General features: G+C 57.9%; 11 protein-coding genes. 5 read left to right on the top strand and 6 right to left on the bottom strand.

The window, feature by feature from the left end; all coding sequences use genetic code 11:
• Nucleotides 1-434 precede the first annotated feature (434 nt).
• Together ACMUVN_RS27780 and ACMUVN_RS27775 are read left to right on the top strand one after the other, a co-directional pair.
• Entirely contained in the window at nt 435-2,342 is a 1,908-nt protein-coding gene (locus ACMUVN_RS27780) for a PAS domain-containing sensor histidine kinase (protein WP_018486468.1), read from the top strand.
• Nucleotides 2,332-2,955: a response regulator transcription factor gene (locus ACMUVN_RS27775; RefSeq protein WP_414815742.1), complete on the top strand. Its 624-nt coding sequence runs from the start codon at nt 2,332-2,334 to the stop codon at nt 2,953-2,955. Before ACMUVN_RS27780 ends, ACMUVN_RS27775 begins: the two co-directional genes overlap by 11 nt.
• A gap of 696 nt (nt 2,956-3,651) precedes the next feature.
• Here the strand turns inward: ACMUVN_RS27775 and ACMUVN_RS27770 are convergent.
• The 4 genes from ACMUVN_RS27770 to ACMUVN_RS27755 all read right to left on the bottom strand — a co-directional run bounded on the left by ACMUVN_RS27770 (nt 3,652) and on the right by ACMUVN_RS27755 (nt 7,673).
• Nucleotides 3,652-4,842: a carboxymuconolactone decarboxylase family protein gene (locus ACMUVN_RS27770; RefSeq protein ID WP_414815741.1), complete on the bottom strand. Its 1,191-nt coding sequence runs from the start codon at nt 4,840-4,842 to the stop codon at nt 3,652-3,654.
• A 75-nt stretch (nt 4,843-4,917) separates the two neighbouring features.
• Nucleotides 4,918-5,997 carry an alpha/beta hydrolase gene (locus ACMUVN_RS27765; RefSeq protein ID WP_414815740.1) on the bottom strand — a complete coding sequence of 360 codons (1,080 nt, stop codon included), beginning with the start codon at nt 5,995-5,997 and terminating at the stop codon, nt 4,918-4,920.
• Between the two features lie 30 nt (nt 5,998-6,027).
• Nucleotides 6,028-6,495: a cyclophilin-like fold protein gene (locus ACMUVN_RS27760; protein ID WP_414815739.1), complete on the bottom strand. Its 468-nt coding sequence runs from the start codon at nt 6,493-6,495 to the stop codon at nt 6,028-6,030.
• On the bottom strand, nt 6,492-7,673 hold the full coding sequence (locus ACMUVN_RS27755; RefSeq protein WP_414815738.1) for an MFS transporter: 1,182 nt from the start codon (nt 7,671-7,673) through the stop codon (nt 6,492-6,494). The genes ACMUVN_RS27760 and ACMUVN_RS27755 overlap by 4 nt, the downstream gene beginning before the upstream one ends.
• Nucleotides 7,674-7,793: 120 nt before the next feature.
• Here ACMUVN_RS27755 and ACMUVN_RS27750 point away from each other — a divergent pair, with 120 nt between their 5' ends.
• The 3 genes from ACMUVN_RS27750 (at nt 7,794) to ACMUVN_RS27740 (ending at nt 16,080) form a co-directional block, all read left to right on the top strand.
• Entirely contained in the window at nt 7,794-8,693 is a 900-nt protein-coding gene (locus ACMUVN_RS27750) for a LysR family transcriptional regulator (protein WP_414815737.1), read from the top strand.
• A 683-nt stretch (nt 8,694-9,376) separates the two neighbouring features.
• Nucleotides 9,377-12,865: a DUF3427 domain-containing protein gene (locus ACMUVN_RS27745; RefSeq protein WP_414815736.1), complete on the top strand. Its 3,489-nt coding sequence runs from the start codon at nt 9,377-9,379 to the stop codon at nt 12,863-12,865.
• Nucleotides 12,866-13,347: 482 nt separating this feature from the next.
• The gene (locus tag ACMUVN_RS27740; protein ID WP_414815735.1) at nt 13,348-16,080 is read left to right on the top strand and encodes a UvrD-helicase domain-containing protein; all 2,733 of its coding nucleotides are present in this window, start codon (nt 13,348-13,350) and stop codon (nt 16,078-16,080) included.
• A gap of 521 nt (nt 16,081-16,601) precedes the next feature.
• On the opposite strand, the gene ACMUVN_RS27735 is transcribed toward ACMUVN_RS27740, so the two are convergent.
• Together ACMUVN_RS27735 and ACMUVN_RS27730 are read right to left on the bottom strand one after the other, a co-directional pair.
• Nucleotides 16,602-17,798: a phospholipase D family protein gene (locus tag ACMUVN_RS27735; RefSeq protein ID WP_414815734.1), complete on the bottom strand. Its 1,197-nt coding sequence runs from the start codon at nt 17,796-17,798 to the stop codon at nt 16,602-16,604.
• 24 nt (nt 17,799-17,822) lie between these two features.
• On the bottom strand, nt 17,823-18,791 hold the full coding sequence (locus tag ACMUVN_RS27730; protein ID WP_414815733.1) for a hypothetical protein: 969 nt from the start codon (nt 18,789-18,791) through the stop codon (nt 17,823-17,825).
• Nucleotides 18,792-19,026: the final 235 nt, after the last annotated feature.

The following is a 19,026-nucleotide window of genomic DNA, read 5'->3' as shown; positions in this document are numbered from 1 at the left end:
CTAAAAGTCGAGATGAAAAAATGATTTCGAATGAGGGCTGCTGTCGGTCGTTCGGACCGCGCAAGCGCCGTGGCGGTTAACAACGTCACCGGAGGCTGTTGCCTCAGGTCAGGAAATGGCAGCGATGTAGAAATTCGTTGCACGTGAATGGTCGATGTGAAGGCGACGAGGGATCCGTTGAGGTCACCGTTCATCAAAGGCTTCGATGTTTAGGAGTAAGCCGGTTTATGGCCTCGCTCAATTGCGATCTAGGTCACGCGCAACTAGACGATGGCATTGCAACCATAGACCTTCGTATATCGATTTTCCCTTACCCAAGTCACAGAAATCCCGTAACTATTTCCGACGGACGATCGGCCATCTTTCGACATTTCCTGACATGGAGTCGGAACGTCTGGGCTCTGTAACGTCTCAAACACTGAACGGAGAGTGCGGTGGAACGAGAGCCGGAAACCGATCCCATTATCGATCTGATCCCCGCCATGGTGTGGTCCGCAACGTCGGAAGGCATGTTGGATTTTGCCAACCAGCATTTTCTCGAGTTTATCGGGGCGCCGCTTGAGGAAATCTCCGGAGTGGGATTCTACAAGCTATTTCATCCCGACGACATGTCACATCTCGCTTCGGAATGGCACGACATCATGGCCTCGAAACATGCCAGAGAGGTCGTGGGCAGGCTCAGGCGCGCAGATGGCCAATATCGTTGGTGCACGCTTCGGCAGAAACCGCGGCTCGATACCGAAGGAAACGTCGTCAGGTGGTATGGTGTGGTCCTCGATATAGAAGACCGCAAACAGGCCGAAAATGCATTGAAGGAAACGAAGACTGCGCTTGCGGCCAGCGAGGAAAACCTCAGCCTTATCATCAATTCGCTGCCTGTTCTCGTATGGTCAGCGCGACCGGATGGCAGCGCCGATTTTGTCAATAAAAGCTGGTTGGACTATGCAGGTCGTCCTGCTGATCAAATCCTCGAGTGGGGCTTTCTGGACCTTTACCATCCTGACGACATTCCAGGCATGGTGGACATCTGGAAGAGAGACCTCGAGCATTCCGACCACACTGTTTTGAAAGGACGCATTCGCGGAGCAGACGGCAACTATCGTTGGTTTTACTTCTCAGGGCGAAAGCTGGTCGATGCCAACGGCGTCGTTCGTTGGTTCGGTGTTAACATCGATATCGAAGACCTGCAACGTGCGGAGAATGCTCTTCGGGAAAGCGAAGCTGCGCTCAGGGAAAGTGAACACAAGCTCAATCTTATCATCAACACGATACCCGCCATGGCCTGGTCCTGCACCTCGGATGGCCGGCTTGAATATTTCAATCGAAACTTGATCGATTATGTCGGTCTACCTTCTGAAGAGATCGTCGGCTTCGGTTTTTATCGTATGTTTCATCCTGATGATGTCGAGCCGATGCGTATGGCTTGGGACGATATCGTAGCCTCAAAAAAAAGTCGTCCTGTAGACGCCCGCATCAGACGCGCCGATGGCGAATATCGATGGTTCAACCTTCGACAAAGCCCCCTTCTGGATCCCGATGGAAATGTTGTGAGATGGTACGGCGTCGTCGTGGATATCGAGGATCGCAAACGGGCGGAAGAGTCCTTGCGGCAAAGCCAGAGTGACCTCGCGCATGTGACGCGGATGACGGCCACAGGTGAGCTTGCCGTTTCAATTGCCCATGAAGTCAACCAGCCGCTGATGGCAATCGTCACGAATGCCGGCACATGTCTGCGGTGGCTACAGCCGGGCCACACCGATCTGGAGCAGGCGCGTGTGGCCGCCGAAAGGATCGTCCGGGATGGGCATCGCGCCGGCGATATCATCACCAGTATCCGGGCGATGGCTCAGAAGTTACCTGCCAGGATTGAGCTAACTGACTTCAAACCTGCCGTTCGCGAGGTGCTGGATCTGTTGACGGGCGAACTTCAACGGCGTGGAATAGAGCTCAGTCTTGATATGGCAGCAACGCCTATCGAAGTCGTAGGAGACCGAACGCAACTGCAACAGGTTGTTCTCAACTTGGTTATGAACAGCGCCGAAGCGATGACAGCTTCTTCAACAGCAAAACACATCAACATCAGATGCGCTGTGGAGGAGCAGCTTGTCAGCGTGAGCGTTTCTGACACGGGTCGCGGGGTACCTATCCACGAATTGGAGCGCGTTTTCGAAGCATTCTACAGCACGAAGGCCGACGGTATCGGAATGGGCTTATCGATATGCCGTTCCATCGTCGAAGCCCATGGTGGCCGTATTTGGGCTTCATTGGGGGAGAACGGGGACGGGGCCCTATTTACGTTCACGTTGCCAATGGCGGAGGGCGCTGTCGTCCATGATAGATGATCGCAAGAGAGGGCAGCCCACAGTTATTGTCATCGATGACGACGAAAGTATCCGCGAAGCTTTGAGAGGATTGTTCCAGTCAGTCGGACTTGTCGCTGAAACCCATGGGTCGGTGGCAGAGTTTCTTGCCGCGGATGATCCTGATCGTGCCGGCTGTATTGTGCTTGATATTCGCTTGCCAGGTCAAAGCGGCCTGGAGTTTCAGGAGGCACTCGCGAAAAGCCGGCATCCAAGGTCGGTGGTGCTGATCAGTGCTCATGTCGATGTGGCGATGGCTGTCCGCGCCATGAAGGCAGGTGCTATCGATGTTCTTACCAAGCCTGTGCGCGAGCAGGACCTGCTCGAAGCGGTGAATCGGGCTTTGGCAAGTGATAGCGCTCGACGCGAAGAGGCACGTCAAACGGCGGCATTGCGCCTAATGTATTCCAAACTTACCGAGCGCGAGCGGCAGATTATGGCATTGGTTGTCGCCGGGAAGCTGAACAAACAAATTGCGGCTGAAGTTCAGCTCGCTGAGGCCACCGTGAAGCTTCACCGCGGTCACATGATGCGAAAAATGCAAGCATCGTCAGTTGCGGATTTGGTTAGGATTGCGGGCATTCTGAAGGGCTGAAAGCAGCGATTTGGAGGAAGCGTTCGATCCCTTGCAAGAGCTGAGGGTCCTACACCGGCCGATGGTGATTGAGCCTTTTGCCTGTGTGCCATAATCCGGACCTGAAAACTTCGCGCTTCGATCTGACCGTCTTCTACAGAAGTGAAGGACACCGGGAGCTGCCAGTCCGCTACCGCCCGGTCATCCATTGAGCGATTCGACATCCGCTATGGGCGCGACCATGATCGCGGCTGAAACAGGGTCCCCAGCCAGTTTTCGTGCGGCTAAAGGTAGCGTTTCGATCCCCGGAAATCACAGAACGGTTTGTCGCGAATTATCGGTAACTAGCTGCAAAGGCTATACTTTTCGTCTTGAGGATTGGTGGTCAAAAGTTGTGGTATGAAGGTCCAAAAATAGCCTGCCTGGGACCTTGGATTCTCACATGATTTCAAACACTTAGCGAAATCGCCTTTGTTTTCCTTATCTTTTCCCATCGCGAGCGACCGTGGATGCCACCTTTGTGCCCTGGCTTTGGGCATCAGTCAACAGGACGGGCGAGCGGCAATAATTTCCGCTTACTGGGCCGAAATTATCGCGGGAGAATTGGTTCATGCACCACCTTTTGAAGAGCTGAACCTTGTTGGCTTCTGCCTTTAGACTGGACGACGTTGGAAAGTCACGACGGGTAGACAGATCCCATCGTGACACGCCTATCAATCAGCGAGCGGAACCTTTTTCGTATTCCTCGTCTGACACCTTCTCCATCCATGTGACCGAACTTCCGTTCAGCGCCTCGGCCACGGCGAAGTGCGCCATCGCTTCGTTACTTGACGCTCCATGCCAGTGCCGGACGTTAGGTGGAATCCAGACGACGTCGCCCGGATCGACTTGCTGGACTGCCTCTCCTTCCTTTTGCACCCAGCCACGGCCACTCACGATGAACAGCGTCTGTCCCAACGGATGGGTGTGCCATGCTGTGCGGGCACCTGCCGAAAAGGACACGGTTGCTCCGCCCACCCGTGCAGGCGCGTCGGTCTGGTAGAGGCCGGAGATCTCAACCTTACCCGTGAAGTACTGCTCCGGACCAGGCGTCGCGCTGCTTCCCGCTGGGGTGATCTTGATGTCTGACTGCGACGTGGTCATCGGTTTTTCCTTCCTGTTTGCGAAAACCTGCTTAAGCACGGGCACGGCCGACATGGCTCGGGGCCAGCCCGCGTAGAAGGCGATATGGCTCAGGACTTCGGATGCCTCACCGGCAGTCAGCCCGTTGTCCATGGCTCGGTTGGCGTGGAAGGGCAGTTGTTCGGGCTGCCCGATCGCGATCAGCGCCGACATGGTCACCAGGCTGCGGTCGCGTGCCGAGAGATCCGGGCGCTGCCACAGATCGCCGAACAGCACGCGATTGGTGAGATCGGCAAGTGCGGCCGCTGTCGGCGCTATCGTGGTGTTGACGGTTTCACTGCGCGCAGCCTCGGCCGCGGCTTCCAGCTCCACGCGCGCAGCCCCACTGTTGCCGACAGGTCCTATCTGTCGGGCGTCAAAGACCTTCTTCGTCTCCTCGACCGCGGAGATGGCATTCGGCCAGCCGGAATAGAACGCAAGCTGCGTGATGAGTTCGCCGATCTCCTGCGGGGCCATGCCATTGTCCAAGGCGCGGCCAACATGGGCGCCGATCTGGGCCGTCTTGCCGGTGGAGACGATCGCCGAGACCGTGACGAGGCTACGGTCCCGCGGCGCCAGTTCCTTCCGCTCCCAGACCTCGCCGAACAGAATCTCGTCGGTGAAATGTCCGAGGCCGGGTGCGACGTCATAGACGGCTGGTGGTGCTATTCTGCGGCGCTCTTCCTGGGCTTCGACACCCGTGGTCGCAAGCGCCGACATGGCGATGGATGCAGCGATGTTCTTCATCTTTGAATCCTTCTTTCAAAGCTTGGCGACGTCGAGGTCAATTACGCGACGCCGCCATCGTTATGGCTTCCTCGCTTATGCGAGATGCTGTCCGAAGAAGCCGGCAATGCGATCGAATGGGATCTTGTCCATTCGGTCGTAGAGATCGGTGTGGCTAGCGCCGGGGATGATCATCAGCTCCTTCGGCTCCGCGGCCGCTGCGAAGGCCGTCTCGGAAAAGTAGCGCGAATGGGCCTTCTCGCCGTGGACAAACAGGATCGGCCGCGGCGAGATTTCCGCGATGTAGGTCAGGATCGGCATGTTCATGAACGACAGCGGGGTCGTCTGCGACCACGAATTACCAGAGTTGACGGCGCGGGGATGATAGCCGCGCGGCGTCATGTAGTAGTCGTGGTAGTCGACCAGGAACTGCGCTTCGCCGCCCTTGCGCTCGTTGTAAGGAGGCTGGTAAGCGGGGGTGCCTTTCTCCGCATCGGTCCAGCGCTGCCGGCTCATCTGATCCAGCGCCTTCGTCCTCTGTTCGAGCGTCACGCTGTCGTTGTAGCCCTTCGACATGACGCGGGTCATGTCGTACATGGTGCTCGCGACGACGGCCTTGACCCGCTTGTCGACAGCGGCGGCGTTCAGGGCCATGCCGCCCCAGCCGCAGATGCCGATCATGCCGATGCGCTCGCGGTCGACGAAGGACTGGAGGCCGATGAAGTCCACGGCCGCGCTGAAGTCTTCCGTGTTGACGTCGGGGGAGGCGATGTTGCGGGGCTCGCCGCCGCTTTCACCGGTATAGGACCCGTCGAATGCGAGCGTCGCGAAACCACGCTCGGCCATCGTCTGGGCGTAGAGACCGGAAGACTGCTCCTTCACGGCGCCGAACGGGCCGCCGACGACGAGTGCTGCAAGCCTGCCGCTTCCCCGTTCTTTCGGAAGATAGAGATCGCCCGACAGCGTGATGCCGTACCGGTTCTTGAACGAGACCTTCTGGTGGTCGACCTTGTCGCTCTTCGGGAACACCTTGTCCCACGAGCTCGTCTGGGCGAACGCCTGCGTTGCGGCAGCCGCTGGAATAACGCCGAGTGCGGCGACGGCGACGCCTGTCGCCTTCATCAGGCTACGCCGGCCTGCGTCGAATCCTTCGGTATTGTCGGTCTTCCTGGTCATCATGTGATCTCCGTAGATAGAGGTTTTGACTTACTGGATGCGTTCGATGCGCAGTGGGAATTTCCCCCGGACATGCAGCGCCTCGTAGCCGTCGTCGAAGCGGCCGAGGCGCACGAGGCCCGGATGCTTGTAGTCGGCGTAGAACATCGCCAGATTGCCCCAGGGCATGTAGTAGCAGAGGTCGTATGGCCGCTCGTTCGAGAATGGGCCGTGCCCGTCCACCGTCAGTTTGCGGGGCAGGTAGGCGATCTTCTCGTTGGAGCCGAAGTCGTCGATCTCCAAGTCCAGCGGCAGCATCGAAGCAAAGTCGCGTGCCGACGGGTTGTCGTAGAGGGTCGCGGTCATCGTGTGGGTGTCGAATATCAATCTGATCTTCACGTCCGTGCGCTCCTGGTTGTCAGGGCCGTTCTGGCTGAACACTCTTGTCGGTAAGATTGCGGCGGCTGCGGCCGAGACGAGAAGACCGCGGCGGGTCGGACCAGTGCGCGGGACGCTCATCGGGACCTCCTGGTGGCACGCCATGCGGCAATGGACATCAGCGACGAGCCGAGCAGCAGCACGGCGGCGAGCGTGAAAGTCGAGCGCCAGCCGACCGTGTCGAAGAGCAGGCCGCCGAGGGATGCGCCGGCCGTGATCGCAAGCTGGATAACAGCCACCTGCAGGCCGCCGCCGGCTTCCGCGTCCTTGGGAAGGGCGCGGCTCAACCATGTTCCCCAGCCGACCGGAGCGGCGGTTCCGAGGAAACCCCATCCTACCAGGGACAGGAGCACGGCGAGCTTCATCTCGCCAAACCCGATCATCGCGCCTGCAATGCAGGCCATCAGCAGCGGGATGGCAACGAGGATGCTGAACAGTCGGCGGGACAGGAGCTTTCCGATGACCCATGTGCCGACCGCTCCGGCCAGACCCATCACCAGAAGGGCAAGGGAAAGGGTTTCGATCTCCAGTCGGGTGACCGTTTCCAGGAACGGCCTCAGATAGGTGAAGAGCGCGAACTGGCCCATGAAGAGGAGCAGGATCGCCGCCATGCCGAGCGCGACGGGTAGACGTCCAAGAAGCCGGAACACGTTTCCTGATCCTTCTCCGCGCGGCGAAAGGCTGGGCAGGCTCATCCACTGCCAGACAAGAGCGAGCAGCGCCATCGGCACGACGAGGAAGAAGGCGCCGCGCCAGCCGATGTAGGCGCCGAGCAGGCTGCCGAGCGGGGCGGAGATCGTCGCGGCGATGGCATTGCCGGCGTTGAGTAGCGCGAGCGCCTTTGGCACCTGGTCGGTATCGACGAGGCGCATCACGATCGATGTCGACATCGACCAGAAGCCGCCGATTGAGACGCCGAGCAGCGCTCGGCCGAGCATCAGGATCGGGTAGGATGGCGTGAAGGTGACGAGGACGCCGGACAACATCAGCAGCGCGGTCAAGGCCAGCACGAGCAGGCGTCGGTCAAGTCGACCGGCCACCGTGGCGATGGACAAGCTCGTGATCACCGCGAAGATCCCGGAGATCGAAATCGCCTGACCCGTATTCCCTTCCGAAACGCCTAGGTCGGCCGCGATCGGGGTTAGCAGGCTGACCGGCATGAACTCCGACGCGATCAGCACGAACACGCACAGGGTCATGGAGAGAACGGCTCCCCATGCCGAGGGTTTCCGTTCGATGTTGTCTATGGTGAGCGTCATTGCTTCGTCCTGAATCATCTCTGTTCAACGTTGCGCTGAAGATAGTCCTCACCTACTTTTCGGATAAGACGGGCTAATCCGCATGGACCTATCGATTTTCAACATGAATAGGATGCGCAGATGCAACGCGAGGACATGAAGGACTTGTTGTGGTTCTTGGAGGTCGCGAAGGAAGGGAGCTTCACCAAGGCAGCCGCAAACCTTGCGACGTCCCAGTCTACCCTCAGTCACACAATCAAGCAGTTGGAGGCCCGCCTCGGCGTCCGTCTTCTTACAAGAACGACCCGCAGCGTCGCGACGACGGAAGCTGGAGAACGCCTGTTCAGATCGATCTTACCTCGGTTTGAGGGCATCGAAGCGGATCTTGGAGATCTGGTCGCATTCCGCGAGAAGCCCTCCGGCACCGTCAGGTTGACCTTGTCCGATCATGCTCTGCAGACAACCGTATGGCCAAAGTTATCGGGCGTTCTCGACGAATATCCCGACGTAAAGGTGGAGCTCTACGCCGACAATGGAATGCGCAACATCGTGGAAGAACGCTTCGATGCCGGCGTTCGCCTTGGGGAAAACGTCGACAAGGATATGATCGCCGTCCGGATCGGTCCTGACTGGCGGCTCCGCGCAGTCGCTTCTCCAAAATACTTCGCCAGACGCGGACGTCCTCAGGTGCCTCAGGATCTAGTGGGTCACGTCTGCATCAACATGCGCCAGGCGACGCTCGGCGGCTTCTACGCCTGGGAGTTCGAAAAGGACGGCCGGGAACTGCGGGTGAGGGTGGATGGCCAGTTAAGTTTCAACTCCTCGATTTCGCAGGTAGAGGCAGCGGTTTCAGGCTTCGGCATCGCCTACGTTCCTGACAACCTTGTCGAGGAGCATATTGCTGATGGCCGTTTGCAAGCTGTCTTAGATGACTGGAGCCACCCATTCACTGGCTACCATCTCTACTATCCCAGCAGACGTCAGATGTCGCCTGCTATGGCGGTGATCGTGGACGCTCTTCGGCAGCGCGGAACAATTTGAGTTGAGTGAATTTCAGGTACCGACCGGATAACAAGGTCCCCAGCCAATTTTCCTAGCCGTCTTCGCACACGACGGATGGCCTAAGGAACTGCGGCCGAGATTGCCCAAGTTATTGAGAAGACGTCACTTTTTCGTGCGACAGATGGTCGCCAATTTGAATCGGAAAATCGGTCTAAAATGGCTTGCCTGGGAGACCTGGATTCTCGCATGATTTCAAAGACTTAGCGAAATGGCCTTTGAATTCCCTCTGTTTTTCCGTCGCGAGCGACCGTGGATGCCACCTTTGTGCCCTGGCTTTGGGCATCAGTCAACCGGCGGGATAAGCGGCAATAATTTCCGCTTTCGGGGCGAAGTTGTTGTCTGGCCGTCACCTTGTTAATCGACCGCTCATTCCCGTCATAGCTTGCATTCCTGCCGCGTCCCAGAAGTGGTCGTCTCGGTGAATCGGCGAGGCGGCAAGTTTGCGTCAAAGCAACCTTGAATAGAAGTTGCTCCACATTATCTTCCTTAGATTGAACGCGCCTCCACCTCACGGTTCCACATTGGATGGCGCCTCAGCCAGGTGCCGAAAACGCGGCGGGTTCTCAAAAACATTGTGTGGAAAAGCATCAGCCATCCTGGGATGCTTCGGCGACGCAGCCCATAGTTTACCGATGATCAAATGCCCTTTCTGTACCGCCGAATTGAGCCGCATCGCCTTTATGGACGATCAAGTCGTCGCCCTGTGGGACGGCTTCCCGGTGTCGCAAGGACATTTACTCATCGTTCCACGACGGCATGCGACGACATGGGACGATCTTTCAGCGGACGAGAAGCAGGCAATCTGGCAGAACATCGACAGGGCAAAAATCGAGATCGAACGAAGGCATAAGTCGGATGGGTACAACGTCGGTTTCAATCTGGCTGAGGCTGCAGGACAAACGGTCTCCCATTTTCACCTGCATGTCATTCCGCGCTACCTAGGTGACGTCGACGATCCGAGAGGCGGCATCAGGCATGTTATCCCGCACAAGGCCAACTACCTAGCCCAGGATGTGAGCAGCACCCAAGCGTTAAAGCGCTTGGTCACTGGCGGAAGCGACCACCTTCTGCCCCACCTCATCATGCATATGGACGAGGCGAACGCCTGCGACATCGCAGTAGCATTTCTGCTTGATAGCGGCGCCAGACTGATCGTCGAACATCTGAAAGATTTTCTGGCCCGCGGTGGACGAGCCCGAATTCTCGTCGGCGACTACATGGACGTGACGGAGCCGATGGCACTGCGGCGTCTGGCCGATCTCGACGGCGATCTGACGTTCCGGGTCTTCGAGGCTGCGGCGCAGGGATTTCACCTGAAGACCTATATCTTTCTGTCGGACAACGAGGGCGTGGCATTCGTCGGCAGTTCCAACCTGTCGGAGGCGGCACTGACGACATCCATCGAGTGGAACTACAAGGTCATTTCCAGCCACGACCGATCGGCCTTCCCCCAGATCACCAATGGCTTCGAAGACCTGTTCAATTCCTATAGCGCAGTCTCCGTCACGCCGGAGTGGATCGACCGCTATGAAAGCCGGAGGAATCCGCTAGGCTTCAAGGATGCTGGCTTAGCATACGAGCCGCCGCTGCCCCCTCCCGAACCCCACGCCATCCAACGGCAGGCTCTCGCAGCGCTCGAGCACACACGGCAGGACGGATTTACTGCGGGCCTTGTTGTGCTCGCTACCGGTCTTGGTAAGACTTGGCTGGCGGCCTTCGACAGCGATCGCCTCGAATATCGTCGCATCCTCTTCGTCGCCCACCGCGAGGAAATACTCAATCAGGCGATCGAGACATTTCGACGCGTGCGACCGACAGCTCGGATCGGAAGGTTGTCGGGCGATTACAAGGACACGGATGCCGATCTCCTTTTCGCCTCCGTTCAAACTCTCGGCAAGGTGAACCAGATCAAGCAATTTCGACCGGACACCTTCGATTATATCGTCATCGATGAGTTCCATCACGCAGCAGCGACCACCTACCGACGCATCATCGATTACTTCGAACCAAAGTTCCTCCTCGGTCTGACGGCGACGCCCGAGCGGAGCGATGGAGCTGATCTCCTCGGTCTGTGCCAAGAGAACCTCGTCTTCCAGGCCGGTGTCCATTTGGGGATAGAAGCCGGGCATCTCTGCCCCTTTCATTACTTCGGCGTCCCGGACAATGTAGATTATCGAAACATCCCCTGGCGCAGCGCGCAGTTCGACATGACAGAACTCACCGCTGCTGTCGCCACAGAAGCACGAGCGCAGAACGCGCTCGAACAGTACCGACTGCGCGGCGGGACAAAGTGCATCGGCTTCTGCTGCTCCCAGACGCATGCCGATTTCATGGCCGACTTCTTCAACCGCCACGGCGTGCCGGCCGCCGCCGTCCATTCCGGCATCAACTCCGCACCTCGGGCTACGTCGCTGCAGAGACTGGAAGCGGGCGAACTCGAGGTAGTGTTTGCCGTTGACATGTTCAACGAAGGTGTCGATGTCCCAAGTATCGATACCGTGTTGATGTTGCGGCCAACGGAATCGACTATAATCTGGCTGCAACAGCTCGGCCGCGGTTTGCGAAAATCCGCAAACAAGAAGCGTCTCGTTGTCATCGACTATATCGGCAACCATCGAATCTTTCTCACGAAGTTGCGTGCGATCGCCTCGATTGCGAATGTCGATGCGTCTTCTGGTGGCCATATCCGCGAGCTCCTGGAACGGCTGCAAGGCGATCAGATCAATCTGCCCACCGGTTGTGAAGTGACCTACGACCTCGAGGCACTCGACATACTGCGCATGCTGGTGAAACCAGCCAGCACCGAGAATGCACTGGAAGACTTTTACCGCGACTTCCTGGAGCGGCATGGCGTCCGCCCAACTGCGTCAGAGGTTTTCCACTCAACTAACAATCCAAGAAGCAGCAGCGAACGTTCCTGGCTTGGTTTCGTGGAACGCATGCGCGGGTTGGACGATCTGGAACGATCGACCTGGTTGGAGCATCGGGATTTCTTTCAGGAGATGGAGAAGACCGAATTAACCCGAAGCTACAAGCTCGTGACGCTTCTCGCACTGTTCGATGAGGAGACCGTGCGGGACCGCTGTACCGTCGATGAGCTCGTCGAGCGCGTCGCGCAGTTGGCCTCTCGAGTCCATAAGCTTCAGCAGGATTTCTCTGTCGATCTCACGGATCGGAAAGCGCTCAGATTGCTCGTGCTAAGGTTTCCGATCGATGTCCTTACAAAGCTGCGGGATAGCGAGGGCGCTCCGTATTTTGTTTTGCGAGAAGATCAATTCGGCTTAGTGAGAGTTCCACGGGATAGGGCGACGTTTAGCCAACTTCTGCGGGAAATCCTCGATTGGCGTCTTGCGCAATATTTGAGCAGAAGCGGTGTTCCCAACGAGCCGGCGGAAGCTGTTTGCCGCGTCGCCCGAAACACGAGCGGACAACCTATCTTATTCCTCCCGACGACGTCGGGCGCAGGGCGGCTGCCGGAAGGGCCCCTGCACGTTATCGTAGACGATCAGCCGATGGAGGCTACAGTTGCCAAGATCGCAATTAACGTTGTGCGGAGAGCCGACGATTCATCCAACCGCTTGTCCACCATTCTTCACGGATGGTTCGGCGACGACGCCGGACTTCCGGGCAAAGGCGATCGTGTCCGATTCCGATACCAGAGCGATGTCTGGCGCATGGAGCCGATGGGTGTACAGGCCCAGGCACAGGCAGGCCTTCGGCTTTGGGAACGCTATTCGCGCGAGGTTATCCCTCCAGCTTTCGGCCTAACCTTCGATCAGGCGACGTGGAACGCTGGTTTTGTGCCAAAACCGCCTCACGTCTTTCTGCTCGTCACCTTGGAGAAGGAGGGGATGATGGACGAGCACCGCTATGCTGATCACTTCACCTCAGCCACGGAATTCTCATGGCAAAGTCAGAATAGGACCAAGCAACAATCGAAGCATGGCGAGATGATCCGTGACCATCAAGCCCTGGGTCTTCACGTCCACTTGCTCGTCCGAAAGACGAAGAAGATCGGACCCAAGCCGGCACCATTTATCTACTGTGGCGAAGTGGATTTCGAAACCTGGACAGGCGAGATGCCGATTACCGTGACATGGCGACTACGTGAGGCGGTGCCGTCGACGCTTCTGTCACAACTAAAGGTCTGAACTATTGGCGCTTTCAAGTGCGTCAGAACGCTGGGTTGACTAGGCGGCGGGCTACGTGCGCCAGTGCGGAAATGACTTCCAGGTCAACTTGCCGAGACTGAGCGCCCTCATTGTCGGTAGTCCGGGGCGCGAGATTCTTCGTTTAAATCCGCCATACTTCATCCTCGTTAGTGGGCTCAATCAACATGGCCGTTATTTATTGGTCATGTGCATCCTCTTTACCACTCGCGATGTATAGTCGGATCATTTCCGATGGCAAAGCCGAGCTGCGCCGCCGAACGCGATACGAGGCTCCTGTATTGAATCGACTGCAACAACGGCCATTGCTTGGACTGCTTGTGAACCCATTCGGGACAACGTTTCAGGCCATGGAGCTCGATGGGGACTACCTGCGGGTTACTCGCCGCGGATTGACCTCGTCCGTATCCCTTGAAGCGATAGCTGCTGCTCCGTTGGTACGGAAGGGAACTGTTGGTGCGACGATGACAGTTACCACGGCAGAGCGCCATCTCGTGGTGCGTGGCCTCCGACATCCTGATGCGTACATGTTCGCCGAAGAAGTCAAAAGAGCCTGGATCGGGTTCAATCTTTCGGCGCTGGAACGTGAAGCAGATAGCTTGCTTCGCCTTCATCGAGCGATTGCCGAACTTGCCAAGCCCACTCGTTATCCCGCTGCATGCCAACTCGCGCCGCTTCTGAGCGACGCCAGGGCACTCGAGACCTTGCTGCTATCGAAACTTCAGCCAGACGCCATCGGGGCCGACCAAGCCGAGCGTGTTGCGCTTGTGAGGAAGTTCGCCGCCGAGCCTGACACGATGAGAACGAGCGCAATCGCTACCTTTGTTCCTGCCGAGCTCGAACGCTGGAAGGATTTCTTCGATACGATCGAAAGCAAGCCTCTGACGCCGGAACAACGCCTCTCCGTGGTTGTGGACGAGGACGCAACGCTGGTGTTGGCCGGCGCCGGATCCGGAAAGACCAGCGTGATCACTGCCAAGGCCGCCTATCTGATCAAGGCCGGTATACGTCGGCCGGATGAAATACTGCTGCTGGCATTCGCAAAGAATGCCGCCGAGGAAATGTCGGAACGAGTCGAGGCACGATCCGGCGTGCCGATCGTGGCGCGAACTTTCCACGCAATTGCCTATGACATCATCGGGGGTGTCGAGGGGTCAAAGCCGGCACTGGCGGATCACGCCACGGACGAGCTGGCGTTCACCAACTTAATTAAGCAGATTCTGAAGGATCTCGTTCACGCGCTGTCTGAAGTGTCCAAGGCAATCATTGAGTGGTTTGCGCACTTTCTGATCGAACCGAAGACCGAGTGGGACTTCAAGACCAAACACGATTTCTACACGCATATGGAAAAGCAGGATCTCCGCACCCTGCAGGGCGAGAAGGTCAAGAGTTACGAAGAGCTGCAGATTGCCAACTGGCTTTACGAAAACGGCATCGAATACGAATATGAGCCGGACTACCAGCATAAGATCCGAGAGACGGGACGCCGAGACTATTGCCCGGATTTTCGCCTGACTGAAAGTGGTGTCTACATCGAGCATTTCGGTGTGCGGCGTCAAAAGATGCCCGATGGCAGCGAGCGGCTGACCACAGCACCCTTCGTCGACCGTGACCATTACCTGGCAGGCATGGAATGGAAGCGCGAGCTTCACACGGCTTATGAAACCACGCTCATCGAAACATATAGCTACGAACGGCAGGAGGGGCGTCTGCTCATTGCCTTGGCAGAGAAGCTCGAACCGCATGTGACACTGAAACCTCGCCCAGCCGATACAATCTTTGACCGAGTGATTGAGTTGAAGCAGGTCGACGCGTTTTCACAATTGCTCGGTACCTTCCTGCGCAAGTTCAAGGGCGGGGGCTACAACGTCGCCGCTTGCGAGACGAATTCGGAGCGGTTGAAGCAAGGCAGTCGCGCCAAGGCTTTCCTTGCCGTCTTCGCACCAGTTTTCGCGGAGTACCAGAAACGTCTCGGCAGACGGATCGACTTCGAAGATATGATCTTGCGAGCTGCCCAGTATGCCGAAACAAGCCGATATGTGAGCCCGTTTCGACACATCCTAGTGGACGAGTTTCAGGACATTTCGCAGAGCCGTGCCCGGCTGGTGAAGGCATTAAAAGCGCAGCACCAGGACGTCCGCGTTTTTGCGGTAGGAGACGACTGGCAATCGATCTTCCGCTTTGCAGGATCGGACATCCATCTGATGCGCCACTTCGGCGCTGAATTTGGTGGGATCTTCAACGCAGAGACCGGCGTCCACCGAACAGTGGACCTTGGTCGGACCTTCCGTTCGATCGACCAGATCGCATTCGCTGCAAGAACATTTGTACTGAAAAACCCGATTCAGATCTCAAAGCAGATAGTTCCGGCAGGGAAGGCAACCGAGCCGGCTATCAGGATCGTGATGACGCCGAAGAACGAGGACGAGAGAAAGCTCCATGACGTTCTTGCGGGAATCTCCGCCAGGATTGATCGCGCAAGCACCGCGAGTGTGTTGCTGCTGGGGCGGTATCGCTTTCTCCAGCCAGACATGAGCGACGTTCAGCGAAGGTTTCCTCGGCTACGCATCAATTTCAAGACGATCCATGCATCGAAGGGCCTCGAAGCAGATCATGTAATTCTTCTAAATGCGGACAACGGCCGGATGGGCTTCCCCTCCGAGATCGTCGATGACCCCTTGCTTGCGTTGGTATCGCCAGAGGAGGAATCGTTCGAGAACGCGGAGGAGCGTCGGGTCATGTATGTCGCAATGACGCGAGCCCGTCACACGCTGACGATCATGGCTTCGAGCTCCAGGCCTTCGTCCTTTGTAACCGAACTCAACAAAGACCCTGAATACGGTATCGCCTCGGCGGCCGGCAGCGAACAGACTGCGCACGAATGCGGAGAATGCGGCGGACGGTTGCTCGATGTCCGGGGCCAGGATGCGCGAACCTGGTATCGCTGCGAACATGTTCAGCACTGCGGAAACTTGCTGCCCGCCTGCTCGTCCTGTGGAGTTGGGCTTCCGAGCCGTACGAATAAATCAGCGGAGGCGCGGTGCAACTGCGATGCAAACTTTCCATCATGTCCGGAATGCAAGGATGGATGGCTGATTGAACGGTCCGGGCGTTACGGTGCCTTCCTGAGCTGTGTCCGCTATCCCGCGTGCACGGGAAGGACGAAAACTTTGTCCAAGATCGGCGCGCGCGCTTAGAATGCCTCGATAGGCTTCGAGAGGAGGGAGTCGCCTCGAGTGAAATGGGTCCCCAGTTAATTTTAGTGCGGCCTTAGATTGCATAGTTGGCTTGGAATTAAGACGGGCGGCGTGCTCAGAAAAGGGAGCAAATGGCTGTAAAAGCTACGCAATTTTTCGGATGGATCGTCAACTTAGAATGGTTTGTTACGGGGGGTAAATTACGCAAGCGACCGTGGATGCCACCTTTGTGCCCTGGCTTTGGGCATCAGTCAACAGAGGGGACGAGCGGCAATTATTTCCGCTTTCGGGCCAAGAGCAGGCTTCTTTCGTTGTCTCGGAATTCGGCCGTCAAACGGAAGCTCTGGACAAGAGTGGATGTTCGAGTGCCAGCCGAAATTCCGCTCAAGGTGCTGAGCCTGTGCAAGTGTTCTGCGGCCCCATCCTCCTCTTAGTGCGCGTCACCATCTACGCCAGTTGAGCGCTCCGGGCACGCCGGCGTTGGCGGGCGCGGGACCATCGCTAGCGCTTCTCGGGTCTGCCTACGGGCGGTAGAACAGCGTGTCGAGCATCGCCGCGCGCGCTTCCCAGAGTTCGCCGTCGGGATGATCTGGCTTGTCCGCGTTGTACCAGGTGGAAAGGCTGATCGGCTCGACCACGCGCTCCCAGTAGTTGTCCAGGTCCAGGGTCGTGCGGGCAAAGCCCAGCTCCTTCGCGGCCTGAACGATGTTGGGCTTGCAAACGCACAGGAAAGTGTCCGGGCGCTTCATAGACAGCAGCCGCGTCGCGGTCGGCACGCCGCCCGTGCGCGACGATCTAGCGAACGCCTGCCGGAACAGCCTGCAGAAGCGTTCGTACTGCGCACGTGTCACCTCGCCACCCGATGGAATGCTGTCCAATGCTTTGGACAGCGAGCGGTCGTTCTGCTCAATCCGGTTCGCGAAATCGCCCGCGCCGCGCATCGATCCAAACCAGCCCCACTCGCGGTCCAGATCGGGGCCGACCTTCTGGTACTCTCCCAGAATCCCGGCGACGGCCTTGCGCTGCTCGGGCGAGAAGCGCGCGAACGACGCCTCGGTCGCGAACCAGCGCCGGGCGATTGCGATCAGTTCCAGGCTACGGGCCATGTCGTGATGGCGGGAGGCTCGGACGCGGCGCACATACTCGTCCCAGTCCATCTTCATGATGGCGGCGGCGGCCCCGACGCGTCCCTCTGGCACCGGATCGCGCGGTGCCTTGGGAAGCCTGCCCGCGCGGACGCAGCTCGCGCGGTAGGCATCGGCATAGGGCTGGGTCACCTGTCGCCCGTATCCGGCGCTCGTCCGTGCGAAGGCTATGATATCGGACAGCGCCGGGTCGTCCATCGTGCCGGTGAGCGCGACCGCCGCCTCGAGGTTCGCGCCTAGCCCACCGCCGGTGAAGTTTGCGCTGCCGACGACAGCCGCCACCCTCCGTCCAGTGCGGAAACTGTAGATTTTTGGGTGATAGGTGCCGCCCGCGAACTTGGTCGCGACGTAGCCGTTGGCGACGCCGACTAGCGCGTCGACGACATCTGGATCGGTCTGGCTGAACGCCACCCCGAAGGTAACGTTGCGGAACTTGGAGCGGTGCGTGAAGAGTCGCTTTGCCATGCCAGGGTGCGACCCCCAGGCAACGGCCCAGTGGAACTCGTCGTACTCCTCCATGTAGCGCCTAAGCCTGAGCCGAATTGCGTTCGCCTCCAGGAACTCGACATTCATCCATTCTCCCCCTATTCTTCCTAATCAAGCAGATAACGGATCCGGGTGGGCAACCAGATTCGTTTCAGCTCGATCGATGAGCTCGGCTACGACGTCGATCACGTCCAGCAGCCGGACATAGACGAACTCCAGAAACACCCGCATCTCGACGAGTTCCAGGTTCTTCGCAGACGTATAGAAGCTGGTGGGTGTCGCATGCAGGAGCCTCGATGTGTATCGATAGATATACTCGTACTCCGCCTCCATGCCGACGGCCTTGGCGGAATTGGCCCAGATCCATTTTGAACCTATACCCGACTCGTTGATCAGAGCCTGGCCAAAACGATCGACGAGTTCGGTGCGAGCTCGCCAATGAGCCTTTAGGTCCGCCTCTGCAGCGATAATCGCCTTGGTTCTGATCAAATGGGCCTGGAACGAGTAGCCGTTGATTTTCGCATCAGCGGCATAAACGCTAAAGTGACGCCGGGCTTCAAGATCGATCGCACCCATTCGCGACTTCTCAGCAGCACGTACGATCTCCGCCGTCAGGTTCTCTCCATGTTGTTCCTGAAGCGCCCGCATCGCCGGCACCGGATCGTCGCGTTCGGCCATCATGTCGAAAAAGCTTGCTTCTGCTTTCAGTTGCTCGATGTGTTGCGCCGTATGAGCCTCTCCGTCATTCAGCGAAAGCATGAGGAAATATAGGGATTTCAGAGGCGTCTGCTTGATCGTCCTGAGCCATACGAGAAGTTCAAAAACATATCTGGTCAGCGAGATGACGCCGAGCGTCTCCAGCACAACAACGTTATTGGTTACTAGGATCTTGCATCGCTCGAGAGCTTCGGCGCCGATCTCACATGGAAGCAGCAGTTCCGCTCGACCCCGCCCCTCCAACTTGGCGATAGAAGCGGACGTCGCCACCATCCGTGCCCGCTGCGCAAGTTCTGATATAGTCGGCGCCAGGTCCTGAATTTCAGTAGCGACCGCAGCGATCTTAGTTTCTCCAGATATCATCATTTCTCCCTTGGTTGTCGATCGCTCGCGCCCCGCGCCGGCGATGTCCTCTCGACATTCTAGAGAGGCCGTTTGCCTCTGCTTGCTTTCATTTGATGTGCGCCTGATAGCTGCCAGACAGCAAACGTGAAGAGTTTCGGGCGCCGCCAGGCGTACGAAAGTCCCCGAGGAAGGAACCCGCGGACCACAGTCGGAGGCTATGGAGATTTTGATCTACGGCTGATATCTGCGGTGT

The sequence above is a fragment of the Rhizobium sp. IY2 genome, assembly GCF_047532935.1.
GTDB classification, from domain to species: domain Bacteria; phylum Pseudomonadota; class Alphaproteobacteria; order Rhizobiales; family Rhizobiaceae; genus Rhizobium; species Rhizobium anhuiense.
This window is presented reverse-complemented; position numbering and strand designations above follow the sequence as displayed.

Bases quoted from the DNA above. Each gene is read 5' to 3' on its own strand.
- ACMUVN_RS27735 (WP_414815734.1), bottom strand. From the start codon at position 17,798: ATGAATGTCGAGTTCCTGGAGGCGAACGCAATTCGGCTCAGGCTTAGG.
- ACMUVN_RS27770 (WP_414815741.1), bottom strand. From the start codon at position 4,842: ATGAAGAACATCGCTGCATCCATCGCCATGTCGGCGCTTGCGACCACG.
- ACMUVN_RS27765 (WP_414815740.1), bottom strand. From the start codon at position 5,997: ATGACCAGGAAGACCGACAATACCGAAGGATTCGACGCAGGCCGGCGT.
- ACMUVN_RS27755 (WP_414815738.1), bottom strand. From the start codon at position 7,673: ATGACGCTCACCATAGACAACATCGAACGGAAACCCTCGGCATGGGGA.
- ACMUVN_RS27775 (WP_414815742.1), top strand. From the start codon at position 2,332: ATGATAGATGATCGCAAGAGAGGGCAGCCCACAGTTATTGTCATCGAT.
- ACMUVN_RS27740 (WP_414815735.1), top strand. From the start codon at position 13,348: ATGACAGTTACCACGGCAGAGCGCCATCTCGTGGTGCGTGGCCTCCGA.
- ACMUVN_RS27730 (WP_414815733.1), bottom strand. From the start codon at position 18,791: ATGATATCTGGAGAAACTAAGATCGCTGCGGTCGCTACTGAAATTCAG.
- ACMUVN_RS27760 (WP_414815739.1), bottom strand. From the start codon at position 6,495: ATGAGCGTCCCGCGCACTGGTCCGACCCGCCGCGGTCTTCTCGTCTCG.
- ACMUVN_RS27750 (WP_414815737.1), top strand. From the start codon at position 7,794: ATGCAACGCGAGGACATGAAGGACTTGTTGTGGTTCTTGGAGGTCGCG.